Below are 13,272 nucleotides of genomic sequence, written 5' to 3' on the forward strand. Positions count from 1 at the left end.
GGTGCCGGGGGGGGGCCCCCCGCCACTTTGCCTCCCCTTTTCCGCCATCCCGGCGGTGAGGATCTTGGGGGTGCGGCGGCCTGCGGGGTCGACGACCCCGAGCGCGCCGTAGCGGGCCCCGATGAGCTCGGTCGCGGAGTCCACGATGTGCTGGAGAGTGGTGCGGAGTTCGAGGTCCGTGCCGACACCGAGGACGGCTTCGAGCAGCATGGGCAGGCGGGGACCGTCCTCGTCGGTGTCCCCGGCCCTGTCCTCGTCCATGATTGTCATGGTCTCATTGTCGTACGAATCGTTCGGTTTCGCGGAGTGTGTCCGGCCGGAGGTCAGTCCTCGTCGGTCAGTGGGTTCCGCTCCGACAGGGGGTCGAGAACCATCGGCTGGACCTTGCCCTCCAGCATCGCGCCGAGGCCGAGGACCGCGCAGACGTCGGGCCGTTCGGCGATGTGTACCGGCATGCCGGTCGCCTCGCGCAGCATCTGGTCGAGCCCCGGCAGCAGGGCGCTGCCGCCGACCATCATGATTCCCCGGTCCGCGAGGTCGGCCACCAGGTCCGGCGGGCAGTCCCGCAGAACCTTCCCGATGCCGTCGAGGACCGCCGTCAGCGGGGTGTGGATGGCGTCCCGCACGGCGGCGGTGTCGACGGTCACCGAGCGGGCCAGGCCCGTGGCGACGTCACGGCCGTGGATCTCGGTCCAGGCCGGACCGTGGGGCGTCAGGCCGTTCCCGCTGAGGGCGAGTTGCAGCGGCCGGACCGACTGGCTCGGCAGCATCAGCTCGTGGTGGTGGCGCAGGTGCTGGATGACGGCGTGGTCGATGGCGTCGCCGCCCACCGGCATCCGCTCCGCCGTGACGATCGAACCGAGCGAGAGCACCGCGACCTGCGTGGTCGCCGCCCCGCACACCAGGATCATGGTGGCGGTCGGCTGCTCGACCGGCAGGCCGCAGCCGACGGCCGCCGCGATCAGCGTGTCGACGAGCTCGACGCGGCGGGCACCGAGACCGACGAGGGTCTCCACGGCGGCGCGCTGGGCGAGCGGGTCGCTGTCGTGCGGGGTGCAGGCGGCGGCACGCAGCCGGGGCTTGCGGCGGAGCTGACGGCGCAGCTTCTCACCGAGGAGGTGACGGAGCATGCGCTGCGCCATCTCGATGTCGACGACCGTGCCGCCCGAGACCGGGCGGACGACCCGGATGTAGTCGGGGGTGCGGCCGGTCATCTTCTCGGCCAGCGCGCCGACGGCGATCAGCGCTCCGGTACGGGTGTTGACGGCGGCGACGCTCGGCTCGTCGACGACGAGTCCGGCGCCCTTGACGAAGACCCGGGTGCGGGCGGCACCCAGGTCGACGGCGACATGGCAACGACGCAGCTGTTCAAGGCTGACGGTCACGGCGGATCCTCCGGAGTGCGGTGCTGGCACGGGCGAGGGGGGTTCGCGTTACGCGGTCCTCCTGGCATCGTCCGGCCGTCCGGGGCGCGGCGCGCGCTGGGCTGCGCCGCCCGGGGCCCGTTCCGGCGCGCCCGGCAGGACGTACCGAAGCGGGAGAATCACGACGCACCGCCGACGACCTGCGGTTTCCTCACAGAATCCTCACTTCCGTGCCTACCTGTGGCCGTACCCGGCCGCATAGCCTGCGGGCCCCATGGACTACTGCCACGCGTGCCGGCGGCATCTCAACGGGGCCCTCGCCTGTGCCGGGTGCGGGACTCCCGTCGAGGAACTGCGGTACGAGACCCCCCACATACCCGGCCGGCCGGCCGAGCCCGTCCAGGCGTTCCCGTCGGCCCCGCCGGTGGAGCCTGCCGGGCCCGGCCCCGCGTACGGCTCCGGTCCTGCGTACGGCTCGGGGCCCGCGTACGGTGCCGGCCCCGCGTACGGCTCCGGTCCTGCGTACGGCTCGGGGCCCGCGTACGATGCCGGTCCCGTGTACGGCTCAGGTCCCGCTCACGGTGCCGGGTCCGAGTCCGGTGCCGGGCCCGGGCACGGGCACGAACACGGCGCCGGTTCCGAGCGCGATGCCGGGCACGAGAACGCGCCGGCGCCCGAGCACGTCTACGAACTCGACGTCCTCGAACCGCCCCGCCCCGCCCCCGGCGGCCGCCGCGCCGCCCGCGGTGCCGCGCAGGGCCGGTCCGTCGACCAGGGCCGCGCCGCCCGCAAGGGCCGCCGCGCGCGGAGTCGCCGGGGCCGTACGGTCCTGGTGGGAACCCTCGGTCTGGTGATCGCGGCCGGTTCGCTGAGCCTGGCCCGGCTTGCCGTGGAGGATCCGGAGCGGGCGGGCGCCGCCACGGCGGTGGAGGAACTCGACGTCACGGAGTCCCCGCTGGCCCCGGAGCCTGTCGAGACCACCGCCGCCCCGGACGGCGGCGACCCGTCGCCGGTCACGTCCGCGCCGAACCGCCCCCGCCAGGTGAGCGCGGACTCGAGCAAGAGCGCGGGTACGGGCACGGGTTCCGGATCGGGCACAGGATCAGGTACGGGCTCCGGCACGGGTTCGGGTACGGGGACGGGCCCCGGCACGGGGGGCGGGGACGGGGACACCCCGCAGCACCCGTCGACGCCCACCGACCCGGTGACCCGGCCCGCGGCGACCCCCACCGCGACCCCGTCCGCCACGAAGGCCCACACGCCTCCGTCCGGCACGCCCACCGCCACCGGCCCGACCCCTTCGACCACGGCCACGACCCCCACGCCCACCCCCACGCCGACCCCGACCCCGACCAAGACGTGCACCCCCTTCCTCTGGTGGTGCGTCTGAGCGGCGGCCGCCCGCCGGTGGCCCGACGGCCGCTGTGAGCCGGTGCCGGTCTCGGGCCCGGTGTCAGCCGGCCTCGGGCCTGCCGAACTCCTCGATCAGGACGGGGTACTGCTCGCCCCCGTGGCCGGCGGCGATCGCACGGTCGGCCATGGCCTTGAACAGCTTCGGGAGTTCGGCGTTGACGCCCAGTGCCTCGCTCTCCCCGATCAGGTGCTCCATCGCCCGCGCGTCGGTCTCCAGGGCCGACACCTCGGCAGGGAAGGAGCCGGCGTCGATCTGCTCGGCGTACCCCGGGAGCCAGTCGGCGACTCCGGCGGCGATCTGCCGGGCGAACGGCGCGTACGTGGCCGCGTCGACGCCCGCCCTGCCCAGCATGGCCGTGCCCTGGAGCCAGGCGTTCAGGACGCTCCACATCATGGCGAGGCCGGCCACGTCGTACAGGGACGCGAGCCCGTGGTCCTCGCCGAGGTGGGTGACGGTGCCGAGCGCTTCGAGGGTGGGGCTGTGGGCGTCGAAGTCCGCCTTCGGGCCGCTGTGCAGGATGACCGCCTCTGCGGTGCCGATCGCCGGCGGGACGGCCATGACGGCACCGTCCAGGTAGCGGGCGCCGCGCTGTTCGGCCCAGCGGGCGGTTTCCCGGGCCTGCGCCGAGTCGCCCGAGGTCAGGTTGACGAGGGTCGTGCGGTCGAGCTTCACCCCGTCCGTGTCGAGCAGCTCGCGCACGGCCGCGTAGTCGGTGAGGCAGACGATCGTCAGGGGGCTCGCGTCGAGCGCGGCGGCGATCGAGGGCGCCAGGAGCGCGCCATCGGCCACCAGTGCGGCGGCCTTGGAGCCCGTACGGTTCCACACGGTGGTGGGGTGCCCGGCCCCGAGGAAGGCGCCGGCGAGTGCCTGGCCCATGAGGCCGAGTCCGATGACGGTCACGGGTGCGGTGGCGGATGCGTGGACGGGTGCGGCTGTGGTGTCGGTCATGGCAGCATCGTGAACGTTGATACCGGTGTGAAGGTCAAGCGAGCGCATGAGCGAGAGAGGCCGATGGTGCTGTGCGAATCGGGGAGTTGAGCCGCCGGACGGGTGTCCACACCCATCAGCTGCGCTACTACGAGGCCCAGGGCCTCCTGGAGGCCGGCCGCGGCGCCAACGGATACCGGGAGTACGACGAGAGCGCCGTGCTGAGGGTGCGGCAGATCCGGCATCTGCTCGGCGCGGGGCTCTCCTCGGAGGACATCGCGTACCTGCTGCCGTGCGCGGTCGGCGAGGTTCCGGAGCTGGCCGGCTGCCCCGAGCTGGTGGCCGCCATGCGGTCGCGGATGGGACGGATCGACGAGCAGATGGAGCGGCTGGCCCGGTCCCGCGACGCGCTCGCCGGCTACATCGAGGCGGCCGAGCGCACGGGTGCCGAGAACTATCCGCCCTTCGACGGATCCGACCGGGAGTCCGTCCCCGCCTGAGGGGTCAGGCCTGAGCGGGTGAGTTCTCCTGCGGAGGCCTAGAGGTCCGGCTGGACGCCGAGCATGCGCTTCAGCAGGTCCCGCAGCAGGGTCCGCTCGGCCTCGGTCAGCTCGCCGAGCGGCTCCCGCGCGAAGTCCAGGGACTCGCGCAGCCGGTGGGCCGTCGCGCTGCCCTCCTCCGTGGGGACGGCCAGTTTGACGCGGCGGTCCGCCGGGTCCGGCCGGCGTTCCACCAGGCCACGGGCCTCCAGGCGGTCCACGATCCCGGTGATGTTGGACGGCTCGCACTTCAGCTTCTGGGCGATGCGGCGCATCGGCAGCGGATCCAGCGAGAGCAGTCCCAGGACACGGGCCTGTGCGCCGGTCAGCGCGTGCTGCGCGGCGGCCTGCTCGTACTCCTCGTAGTAGCGCGCGACGACCGTGCCGATCAGCTCGACGACTTCGAGGGTCAGGGGGTCCGTGCGTGGGGTGGGCATGCCCTCCATCCTACCCAGATGCTTGACAACATAAAATATCTAGGTGCATGGTTGTTTCAGGTAGTGAATCTTTTGCGATCTGAAGCTTTTCGTACGTTCTCTGGAGGCCGTGCTCATGTCCGTACTTCCCGCGTCCAGCCGTGAGTGGCACCTCGTCGCCCGTCCGCACGGCTGGCCGACCCCCGCGGACTTCGCACTCCGTGAGACCCCCGTCACCGAGCCCGCCGAGGGCCGGATCCTGGTCAGGAACCTGCACTTCTCGGTCGACCCGTACATGCGCGGCCGGATGAACGACGTGAAGTCGTACATCCCGCCGTTCAAGCTCGACCACCCCATGGACGGCGGCGCGGTCGGCGAGGTCGTCGCCTCGAACGCCGAGGGCTTCGCCGTCGGCGACCACGTCCTGCACGGCCTCGGCTGGCGCGAGTACGCCGACGTCCCGGCCCAGCACGCCACCAAGGTCGACCCGGCGCTCGCCCCCCTCTCCGCCTACCTCGGCGTCCTCGGCATGACCGGCCTCACCGCCTACGCCGGCCTCTTCGACGTCGCCTCCTTCAAGGAGGGCGACGCGGTCTTCGTCTCCGGCGCCGCCGGTGCCGTCGGCAGCCAGGTCGGCCAGATGGCGCGGCTCAAGGGCGCCTCCCGGGTGATCGGCTCGGCCGGCTCCGACGAGAAGGTCAAGTTCCTCGTCGAGGAGCTCGGCTTCGACGCCGCCTTCAACTACAAGAACGGCCCGGTCAAGGACCAGCTCCGCGAGGCCGCCCCGGACGGCATCGACGTCTACTTCGACAACGTCGGCGGCGACCACCTCGAAGCCGCGATCTCCTCGCTCAACGTGCACGGCCGCGCCACCATCTGCGGCATGATCGCCCAGTACAACGACACCGAGCCGGTCGCAGGACCGCGCAACATGGCGATGATCATCGGCAAGCGGCTCCGTCTCCAGGGCGTCCTCGTCGGCGACCACTACGGCCTCCAGCAGCAGTTCGTCCAGGAGGTCGGCGGCTGGCTCGCCGCAGGCGAGCTGAAGCACCGCGAGACCTTCGTCGAGGGCATCGAGAACGGCGTGGAGGCCTTCCTCGGACTCCTCCGCGGCGACAACACCGGAAAGATGATCGTCTCGGTGACCGGTTAGTCTTCCCTCAGCCGCCGCGATCGTGGGCGCGAGTCGCGGCGAACCCATGAAGGAAGTACCTCGCATGCCGATCCAGCACTCCGACGTCCTCTACACCGCCGTCGCCACCGCCGAGGGCGGGCGTGACGGCCGTGTCGCCACCGACGACGGCAAGCTCGACTTCGTCGTGAACCCGCCCAAGGCCATGGGCGGCTCCGGCGCGGGCACCAACCCCGAGCAGCTCTTCGCGGCGGGCTACAGCGCCTGCTTCCAGGGCGCGCTCGGCGTCGTCGCCCGCAACGAGAAGGCCGACATCTCCGGCTCGACGGTCACCGCCGAGGTCGGCATCGGCAAGAACGACGACGGCTTCGGCATCATCGTCAAGATCTCGGCGGCCATCCCGAACGTGGACGCCGAGACGGCGAAGGGCCTGATCGAGAAGGCGCACCAGGTCTGCCCGTACTCCAAGGCGACCCGCGGCAACATCACGGTCGAGCTCGCCGTCTGAGCCCACCGATCGCCAGCCGACCGACCGCTGATCGACACTGATCGAGCGCTGATCGACCACTCGGTCGGCCACTGATCGAGCGCAGACCGAGGACCGCCCCCGACCGCCGTCGGGGTGCGGTCCTCGCTGCGTGCGGGCCGCCGCGAGGGCCCCGATAGGGTGACCCTCATGCGCGATCTCGGGGTGGGTTTCGGTTACCTGGTAAAGGGCCAGAAGTGGGTGGGCCGACACGGACGGTGGTTCGGCTTCGGGCTGCTGCCCGGACTCGTGACCCTCGTCCTCTACGCGGGCGCGCTCGTCGGTCTCGGCTACGGCGCCGACGACCTGGCCGCCTGGGTGACGCCCTTCGCCGACGACTGGAGCTCTCCCTGGCTCGGGATGTTCCGTGGCGCCCTGACCGCCCTGGTCGTCGCCCTCGGCCTGTTCCTCGCCGTCATCACCTTCACCGCCGTGACCCTGCTCGTCGGCCAGCCCTTCTACGAGTCGCTCTCCGAGGAGGTCGACCGCAGCGAGGGCGGCGAGGTCCCCGAGTCCGGGCTTCCGCTCTGGCGCGAGCTGTGGATCTCGGCCCGTGACAGCCTGCGGATCCTGCTGCGGGTCGCGTTCTACGGCATCCTGCTCTTCGCCTGCGGCTTCATCCCGGTGATCGGCCAGACCGTCGTTCCCGTCGTCGGCTTCTGCGTCTCCGGCTTCTTCCTGGCCGAGGAACTGACCTCCGTCGCGTTCCAGCGCCGGGGCGTCGAGCTCAAGGAACGGCTCCAGCTGCTGCGCGGGCGCCGGATGGCCGTCCTCGGCTTCGGCGTTCCGCTGACCCTCGCCTTCATCGTGCCCTTCGTCGCCGTCTTCCTGATGCCGGGAGCGGTCGCCGGGGCCACCCTGATGGCCCGCGAGCTCGGCGGCGAGACCGGCGGCGACGACCGGGACGAGGACTCCCGGGAAAATGATCACTCGCGCGGCAACCTTCCTTCCTCCGGTGGCGACCAGGGGGTGCACCACCTCCCCCACTGAAGGAAGAGGCACCATGACCTCAGCGTCACACAAGCGGAAGACGGGCCGTCGACGGGCGATCATCGGCGGCCTGAGCGCCCTCGGAGTCACCGGGGCGGCGATCGTCACCACGACCCTGCTCGCCCCGGCGGGCGCTGCGAGCGCCCTGCCCGCCTGGCCCCAGGCCAAGGGCGGTAAGCCGGTCCCCGCGTCCCTCCCGGTCTCCGGCACCTACGACGGCAAGCTCCAGCGCTTCTACGGCACCGGTGAACTCGGCTCGGACGGCCAGGACGAGAGCCAGCAGCCGCTCTTCGTCCTCGCGGACGGCGCCGTGCTCAAGAACGTGATCATCGGCTCCCCGGCCGCCGACGGGGTCCACTGCCTCGGCAGCTGCACCCTGCAGAACGTCTGGTGGGAGAACGTCGGCGAGGACGCCGCCACCTTCAAGGGCACCTCGGCGTCCTCGGTGTACGCGGTCCAGGGCGGCGGCGCGAAGAGCGCGTCCGACAAGGTCTTCCAGTTCAACGGCGCGGGCAAGCTGGTCGTGAACAGGTTCCAGGTCTCCGACTTCGGCAAGCTCGTCCGCTCCTGCGGCAACTGCAAGAAGCAGTACGCGCGCACGATCCTGATCAACGACGTCGACATCACCACGCCCGGCAAGTCGATCGTCGGCGTCAACGCCAACTACGGCGACACCGCCAGCCTGCGGAACGTCCGGATCCACGGCGACACCAAGAAGAAGATCAAGCCGTGCACCCGCTTCACCGGCAACAACACCGGCAAGGAGCCCAAGGAGATCGGCACCGGTCCGGACGGCACCACGTGCCGCTACTCCGCCGGAGACCTCTCGTACGACTAGGCCGCACACGCGCACCCGGTCCCCGGCGTCGTCTCAGGCGTCGAGGACCGGGTGCAGTTCCGGCCGGGCGTCCCACCACTCGCGGTAGAAGGCGTTGTTGCCGACGTTCGCCAGATAGGCGTGGACCGCCGCCCGGTACAGCAGCTCCGCCTGCCGGGCGGGGACCGCCGCCCTGTTCCAGCCCAGCCGGATCCGGCCCAGGACCGGGTCGCCCTCCAGCGGCCGCAGGACCGTGCCCTCCGCGTACGGGGCCGTCGGCTGGCTCATGGAGATCGCCCGGCCGGAGGCGATCAGGTCGTAGTGCATCTTCCGGTCGGCGACCCGGTGCCGCAGTGAGGGGGTGAACCCGGCCTTCGCACAGGCGGCGACCAGCGCCTCGGGCCCGCCGTCGTCGTCCTCCACCAGCGTCATCCAGGACTCGCCGGCCAGCTCGGCCAGCGCGATCCGCTCCTTCCCGGCCAGCGGATGCGCGGCCGAGAGGCGCACGCAGAACGGCTCCTTGGGGACCAGGGTCCTGGCCGTGGTGCCCTCGGGCAGGGCGACCTCGTGGTCGTTGACCTCCCCGTAGAGCACGGCGTCGTACCGGCCCGCGCCGAGCTGCCGGGTCAGGGTGGTCGCCGAGTGCTCCACGGTCACCGCGATGTCCTGGCCGACCATCACCCGCTCCAGCTGCCCGAGCAGCCCGTCGACCAGGACGAGCAGGATGCAGCCGAGCCGCAGCGGGGTGCCGGGGGCGACGGCCCGTGCCCCGGCGGCGAGCGCGTCCATCTCGCCGAGGACGAGCCGCGCCTTGGAGAGGACGAACTCGCCCAGCGGGGTGGGCTCCACACCGTTGCGGCCGCGCAGGAAGAGCTCCCCGCCCGCGACCCGCTCGATGCGCCGGAGCTGCGCGGAGAGCGCCGGCTGGGAGACCCCGAGCCGACCGGCCGCGCGTCCCAGACTGCCCGCTTCCGCTATCCGGCAGACGGCCTCGAGATGCCTCAACTCCAGCTGCATTTCAGCAGCGTACGCAGCACCGCGCGGCCGCACCATAACCCGCGTCTTATGCCGGATGAGATGTCCCTAACCAGTCATGTCCACGCCCATACTCGGCGCGACGATCCGTCTCCCCCACCACGATCCCACCCCGATCGGAGCAGACGTTGCACCCCAGCAGAATCACGGCGGCCGTGGCCGCCCTGGCGCTCTCGGCGAGCCTCGCGACCGCCCTCGCCGGCACCGCCACCGCGGCCCCGAAGGCGCAGCCCGTACCCCCGGGCCACGGCCGGTCCCTCGCGCTCGCCGCCGCCGACGGCGCCGCGGCCAGCGGCCTCGACGAGCTCCGGCACGGCGCCGACGAGGACCTCGTCCGGACGTCCGTCACCCCCTGGACGAACGGCCTGTACTACGCCTCGTACGAGCGCACCTACCGCGGCCTCCCGGTCGTCGGCGGCGACGCGGTCGTCGTCTCCGACAGCTCCGGCAAGGTCCGCGAGGTCACCGGCGCCCCGGCGCCCGCCATCAAGGTCTCCACGAAGGCGAAGGTGACCGCCGCCGCGGCCCTCGCCACCGCCCGCAAGCAGCTGGCCTCGGTGGAGAGCGCGAGCGCCCCCGAGCTGACCGTGCTCCTCAAGGGCGGCAAGGCCGTGCTGACCTGGCACACCCTCGTCATCGGCCGGACCGCGCAGGACGCCCCGAGCTCCCTCGACACCTACGTCGACGCCCGTACCGGCTCCGTCGCCCGGGCCACCGACAAGATCCTGCACGCCGACGGCCGCGGCTACCACAACGGCAACGTCACCGTCGACACCGCCGCCAGCTCCATGACCGACACCAGCCGCGGCGGCTTCAAGTGCGGCGGCCAGAACGGCAGCGCGTACACGGGCTCCTCGCCCTGGGGCAACAACGGCGCCAACGACCTCGTGACCGCCTGCGTCGACATCATGTACGCGGCGCAGAAGGAACACTCCATGCTCAAGGAGTGGTTCGGCTACAACGGCCAGAACGGCCAGGGCGGCATGGTCCCGGCCCGCGCCGGACTCTCCGAGGTCAACGCGTACTACGACGGCACGAAGACGACGTACGGGCGGGCCCAGACCGGCTCGAACCAGCTCACCGGCATCGACGTCGTGGCGCACGAGTACGGCCACGAGATCTTCGACCGGACCCCGGGCAGCGCCGGCTCCTCCAACGAGAACGGCGGGCTCAACGAGTCCACCGGCGACATCTTCGGCGCGCTCACCGAGCACTACGCCAACAACCCGAACGACACCCCGGACTACACGGTCGGCGAGAAGGTCAACTTCTTCGGCGACGGCAAGCCGATCCGGAACATGTACAACCCCTCGCTCGTCGGCAACGACCCCAACTGCTACCCGCAGCTGAACTCGGGCACCGAGGTGCACGCGGCGGCCGGACCGCAGAACCACTGGTTCTACCTGCTCGCCGAGGGCTCCAACCCGGGCGGCGGCAAGCCCAACAGCCCCATATGTTCCGGCGGTCCGTCCTCCGTGACCGGCATCGGCATCCAGAAGGCCGGCAAGGTCTTCATGGGCGCCCTGCTCATGAAGACCTCCTCCTGGAACCACCTCGCCGCCCGCAGGGCGACCCTGACCAGCGCCAAGAACACCTACGGCAGCGTCGAGTGCAACGCGGTGAAGGCGGCCTGGAACGCGGTCGGCGTCCCCGCCCAGTCCGGTGAGACCGACTGCGGCGGCACCACCACCCCGGACTTCTCGCTGGCCCTGAACCCGTCCTCGGGCTCGGTGCAGGCCGGTGCCTCCGTCACCTCCACGGTGAACACCAGCACCACCGGCGGCAGCGCGCAGACCGTCCAGCTCTCCGCGAGCGGCGCCCCGAGCGGTGTCACCGTCTCCTTCAGCCCCAGCTCGGTGACCTCGGGCAACTCGTCCACGATGACCGTCCAGGTCGCCGCGGGCACGGCCAACGGCACCTACCCGATCACCGTCACCGGTACGGGCTCCGCCACCCACACCGTCACCTACCAGCTGTCGGTCGGCACCACGACCCCGCCCACCGGCTGCGACAGCACCGAGCACAGCTACCAGGGCAGCCTGTCCTCCGGCCAGACCGCCGTCCAGCCCGACGGCTCGTACTACTACTCGGCGACCTCCGGCACCCACGTGGGCTGCCTGCGCGGCCCGGCCGGCAAGGACTACGACCTCTACCTGCAGAAGTGGAACGGCGCGGGCTGGGTCGACGTCGCCGTCGGCGGCACCGCGTCGGCCGACGAGGACACCAGCTACTACGGCACCGCCGGTTACTACCGCTACATCGTCCACGCGTACAGCGGCTCCGGCGCGTACACGCTGGGCCTGAGCGCCCCGTAACGGGGGGCGGGGCGCCGTCACGGACCAGGGGGTTCCGTGACGGCGGTCCGGAGCCGGGCGGCCGAACGTCCCACGGCCGCCCGGCTCTCTCCGTGAGCCGGGTCCGCCGGTCAGCCGATCCCGGCGAGCACGAACCCCTCCTTCTCCGGGCCCGCGTCCGCGATCCGTCCGCCGTCCGGACCCCAGACGCCGGCGGCGCCGCCGCCCACGCCGTCCTCGTTGGCCCCGAGGACATTGCCGAGCACCACGTGCAGGCCGAAGTCCCGGGCCCGTACCGGATACACCGTCTCGAACGAGTCGTTGTCCGCGGAGAGCACCGAACTCGCCAGATACACCGTGCAGTCGTCGGCGGCGGCGCGCTCGGCCAGCTCGGGGAAGCGGTTGTCGTAGCAGGTGGCCGTCGCGAACCGGACCCCGTCGAGCGTGAACCGTCCGTCGGTCGTGCCCGGCGCGAAGACCTCCTGCTCGATCCCGTACAGGTGCTGCTTGTCGTACCGGGCGAGGAGCTCGCCCTCCGGGCCGATGACCAGCGTCGTGACCGCGGGCCGGCCGTCCGCCGTCCGCACCGGTCCGTTGACGACGGCCGCCGCCGACACGGCGCGGCAGGCCTCCCGTACGGGTTCCAGGCGGGGGTCGTCCTCGGTGAGGACCAGGCCGGGGGTGTCCCGGATCAGGGTCGGCTCGTATCCGCTGAGGCAGAGCTCGGCGAAGACGACCACACGGGCGCCCGCGGCACCGGCGGCCCGGACCAGGCCGGCGACCGTCTCGACGTTGGCTGCGATGTCCCCGGCGACCGGGGCGAACTGGGTGGCTGCGACGAACATGCCCCCATCATCCCGCCCGCCCTGCGCCCGGGAACCCCCGGGACCTGCGCATCGCCTCCGCCGTCTCCCGCAGCAGCCCCAGGAAGGCGGTGGCCGCGGCCGTCGGCGTCGGCGGGGTCGCCGCGCAGACCCGGCGGTACGGGACGTCGTCCGGGTGGATCGTGACGAGCGCGACCTCCCGCGGGACGGACGCCGCCGCGAGCGCCGGGACGAGCGTGATGCCGAGACCGGCGGCCACCGCGCCGAGCTTGGCGATCCAGTCGTGTGCGAGGAGTCCGGTACGCGGCCGGAACCCGGCGGCGACGGCCGGACGGAACAGCGTGTCCTCCAGCCGCTCGGCGCCGACGATCCACTCCTCGTCGGCCAGCTCCGCCAGCCGCACCGCCCGCCGGCCCGCGCACGGATGGCCCCGCTCCAGGGCCACCAGCATCGGCTCGTCCAGGAGGTGATGGAGCACGACGCCCTCCGGCGGGGGAGCGGCCGGGGCCGGCGCGACCACCGCGAGGTCCTGTTCCCCGGCGGCGAGCTGCCCCAGATGCTTCACGGACGGGCCTTCGGTGCGGGTGACGGTCACCCCCGGATGCCGGGTGCGGAACACGGCCTGGGTACGGGGGACGAGCGCCGCGTTGGCGCTGGAGAACGACCCGAGCCGGAGCAGCCCGCCCTCCAGGGTGCGCAACGCGTCGAGGTCGGCCCGGGCCGCGAGCAGCCGGTCCCGTACGGCCTCGGCGTGCGGCAGCAGCACCCGGCCCGCCTCGGTCGGGCGGACCCCGCGCGGGAGCCGCTCGAACAGCACCGAGCCCGTCTCGTCCTCCAGGGCCTGGACCTGGCGCGAGACGGCGGACTGGGTGTACCCGAGGGTGCGGGCGGCGGCGGTGAACGACCCCTCGCGGGCGACGGCGAGGAAGACCTCGTACAGGACATGACCATGCGGCATGGCTGCCATGCTAGACATTCGCTTGTCGCATGG

Annotated in this window: 13 protein-coding genes and 1 pseudogene; 7 read left to right on the top strand and 7 right to left on the bottom strand. The window is 72.2% G+C overall.

Annotated elements, in window-relative coordinates; translation table 11 throughout:
* Positions 1 to 270 (bottom strand): annotated as a pseudogene (locus ACZ4XX_RS10285) (histidine kinase); the annotation flags it as partial.
* Between the two features lie 53 nt (positions 271 to 323).
* A complete protein-coding gene (gene mreB / locus ACZ4XX_RS10290) occupies positions 324 to 1,385 on the bottom strand; it encodes a rod shape-determining protein MreB (protein ID WP_468507505.1) in 1,062 nt (353 codons plus the stop codon).
* Between the two features lie 253 nt (positions 1,386 to 1,638).
* Here mreB and ACZ4XX_RS10295 point away from each other — a divergent pair, with 253 nt between their 5' ends.
* Complete coding sequence (locus tag ACZ4XX_RS10295) at positions 1,639 to 2,754, top strand: SCO2400 family protein (RefSeq protein WP_468507506.1); 1,116 nt, start codon at positions 1,639 to 1,641, stop codon at positions 2,752 to 2,754.
* 63 nt (positions 2,755 to 2,817) lie between these two features.
* Here the strand turns inward: ACZ4XX_RS10295 and ACZ4XX_RS10300 are convergent, their stop codons facing one another.
* Positions 2,818 to 3,726, bottom strand: a complete 909-nt coding sequence (locus tag ACZ4XX_RS10300) for an NAD(P)-dependent oxidoreductase (protein WP_468507507.1) — start codon at positions 3,724 to 3,726, stop codon at positions 2,818 to 2,820.
* 71 nt (positions 3,727 to 3,797) lie between these two features.
* On the opposite strand from ACZ4XX_RS10300, the gene ACZ4XX_RS10305 reads away from it, so the two are divergent.
* Positions 3,798 to 4,205: a MerR family transcriptional regulator gene (locus tag ACZ4XX_RS10305; RefSeq protein ID WP_468507508.1), complete on the top strand. Its 408-nt coding sequence runs from the start codon at positions 3,798 to 3,800 to the stop codon at positions 4,203 to 4,205.
* Positions 4,206 to 4,243: 38 nt separating this feature from the next.
* Here the strand turns inward: ACZ4XX_RS10305 and ACZ4XX_RS10310 are convergent, their stop codons facing one another.
* Positions 4,244 to 4,681 carry a MarR family winged helix-turn-helix transcriptional regulator gene (locus ACZ4XX_RS10310; RefSeq protein WP_468507509.1) on the bottom strand — a complete coding sequence of 146 codons (438 nt, stop codon included), beginning with the start codon at positions 4,679 to 4,681 and terminating at the stop codon, positions 4,244 to 4,246.
* Positions 4,682 to 4,796: 115 nt separating this feature from the next.
* Between ACZ4XX_RS10310 and ACZ4XX_RS10315 the strand changes: the two genes are divergently transcribed.
* The 4 genes from ACZ4XX_RS10315 to ACZ4XX_RS10330 all read left to right on the top strand — a co-directional run bounded on the left by ACZ4XX_RS10315 (position 4,797) and on the right by ACZ4XX_RS10330 (position 8,149).
* Positions 4,797 to 5,816 carry an NADP-dependent oxidoreductase gene (locus tag ACZ4XX_RS10315; RefSeq protein ID WP_468507510.1) on the top strand — a complete coding sequence of 340 codons (1,020 nt, stop codon included), beginning with the start codon at positions 4,797 to 4,799 and terminating at the stop codon, positions 5,814 to 5,816.
* Positions 5,817 to 5,880: 64 nt separating this feature from the next.
* On the top strand, positions 5,881 to 6,303 hold the full coding sequence (locus ACZ4XX_RS10320; protein WP_468507511.1) for an organic hydroperoxide resistance protein: 423 nt from the start codon (positions 5,881 to 5,883) through the stop codon (positions 6,301 to 6,303).
* Positions 6,304 to 6,471: 168 nt separating this feature from the next.
* Positions 6,472 to 7,311 carry an EI24 domain-containing protein gene (locus tag ACZ4XX_RS10325; protein ID WP_468507512.1) on the top strand — a complete coding sequence of 280 codons (840 nt, stop codon included), beginning with the start codon at positions 6,472 to 6,474 and terminating at the stop codon, positions 7,309 to 7,311.
* Positions 7,312 to 7,324: 13 nt separating this feature from the next.
* The gene (locus ACZ4XX_RS10330; RefSeq protein ID WP_468507513.1) at positions 7,325 to 8,149 is read left to right on the top strand and encodes a pectate lyase; all 825 of its coding nucleotides are present in this window, start codon (positions 7,325 to 7,327) and stop codon (positions 8,147 to 8,149) included.
* A 33-nt stretch (positions 8,150 to 8,182) separates the two neighbouring features.
* Here the strand turns inward: ACZ4XX_RS10330 and ACZ4XX_RS10335 are convergent, their stop codons facing one another.
* Positions 8,183 to 9,145: a LysR family transcriptional regulator gene (locus ACZ4XX_RS10335; RefSeq protein WP_468507514.1), complete on the bottom strand. Its 963-nt coding sequence runs from the start codon at positions 9,143 to 9,145 to the stop codon at positions 8,183 to 8,185.
* Positions 9,146 to 9,291: 146 nt separating this feature from the next.
* Between ACZ4XX_RS10335 and ACZ4XX_RS10340 the strand changes: the two genes are divergently transcribed.
* Positions 9,292 to 11,478 carry a M4 family metallopeptidase gene (locus ACZ4XX_RS10340; RefSeq protein WP_468507515.1) on the top strand — a complete coding sequence of 729 codons (2,187 nt, stop codon included), beginning with the start codon at positions 9,292 to 9,294 and terminating at the stop codon, positions 11,476 to 11,478.
* A gap of 110 nt (positions 11,479 to 11,588) precedes the next feature.
* On the opposite strand, the gene ACZ4XX_RS10345 is transcribed toward ACZ4XX_RS10340, so the two are convergent.
* A complete protein-coding gene (locus tag ACZ4XX_RS10345; RefSeq protein ID WP_468507516.1) occupies positions 11,589 to 12,302 on the bottom strand; it encodes a carbon-nitrogen hydrolase family protein in 714 nt (237 codons plus the stop codon).
* 7 nt (positions 12,303 to 12,309) lie between these two features.
* On the bottom strand, positions 12,310 to 13,239 hold the full coding sequence (locus ACZ4XX_RS10350; protein ID WP_468507517.1) for a LysR family transcriptional regulator: 930 nt from the start codon (positions 13,237 to 13,239) through the stop codon (positions 12,310 to 12,312).
* Between the last annotated feature and the right edge of the window lie 33 nt (positions 13,240 to 13,272).

It is taken from the genome of Streptomyces sp. NPDC029956 (genome assembly GCF_055574655.1).

Bases quoted from the DNA above. Each gene is read 5' to 3' on its own strand.
- ACZ4XX_RS10295 (WP_468507506.1), top strand. From the start codon at position 1,639: ATGGACTACTGCCACGCGTGCCGGCGGCATCTCAACGGGGCCCTCGCC.
- ACZ4XX_RS10350 (WP_468507517.1), bottom strand. From the start codon at position 13,239: ATGCCGCATGGTCATGTCCTGTACGAGGTCTTCCTCGCCGTCGCCCGC.
- ACZ4XX_RS10325 (WP_468507512.1), top strand. From the start codon at position 6,472: ATGCGCGATCTCGGGGTGGGTTTCGGTTACCTGGTAAAGGGCCAGAAG.
- ACZ4XX_RS10300 (WP_468507507.1), bottom strand. From the start codon at position 3,726: ATGACCGACACCACAGCCGCACCCGTCCACGCATCCGCCACCGCACCC.
- ACZ4XX_RS10345 (WP_468507516.1), bottom strand. From the start codon at position 12,302: ATGTTCGTCGCAGCCACCCAGTTCGCCCCGGTCGCCGGGGACATCGCA.
- ACZ4XX_RS10320 (WP_468507511.1), top strand. From the start codon at position 5,881: ATGCCGATCCAGCACTCCGACGTCCTCTACACCGCCGTCGCCACCGCC.
- ACZ4XX_RS10335 (WP_468507514.1), bottom strand. From the start codon at position 9,145: ATGCAGCTGGAGTTGAGGCATCTCGAGGCCGTCTGCCGGATAGCGGAA.
- ACZ4XX_RS10330 (WP_468507513.1), top strand. From the start codon at position 7,325: ATGACCTCAGCGTCACACAAGCGGAAGACGGGCCGTCGACGGGCGATC.
- ACZ4XX_RS10315 (WP_468507510.1), top strand. From the start codon at position 4,797: ATGTCCGTACTTCCCGCGTCCAGCCGTGAGTGGCACCTCGTCGCCCGT.
- ACZ4XX_RS10310 (WP_468507509.1), bottom strand. From the start codon at position 4,681: ATGCCCACCCCACGCACGGACCCCCTGACCCTCGAAGTCGTCGAGCTG.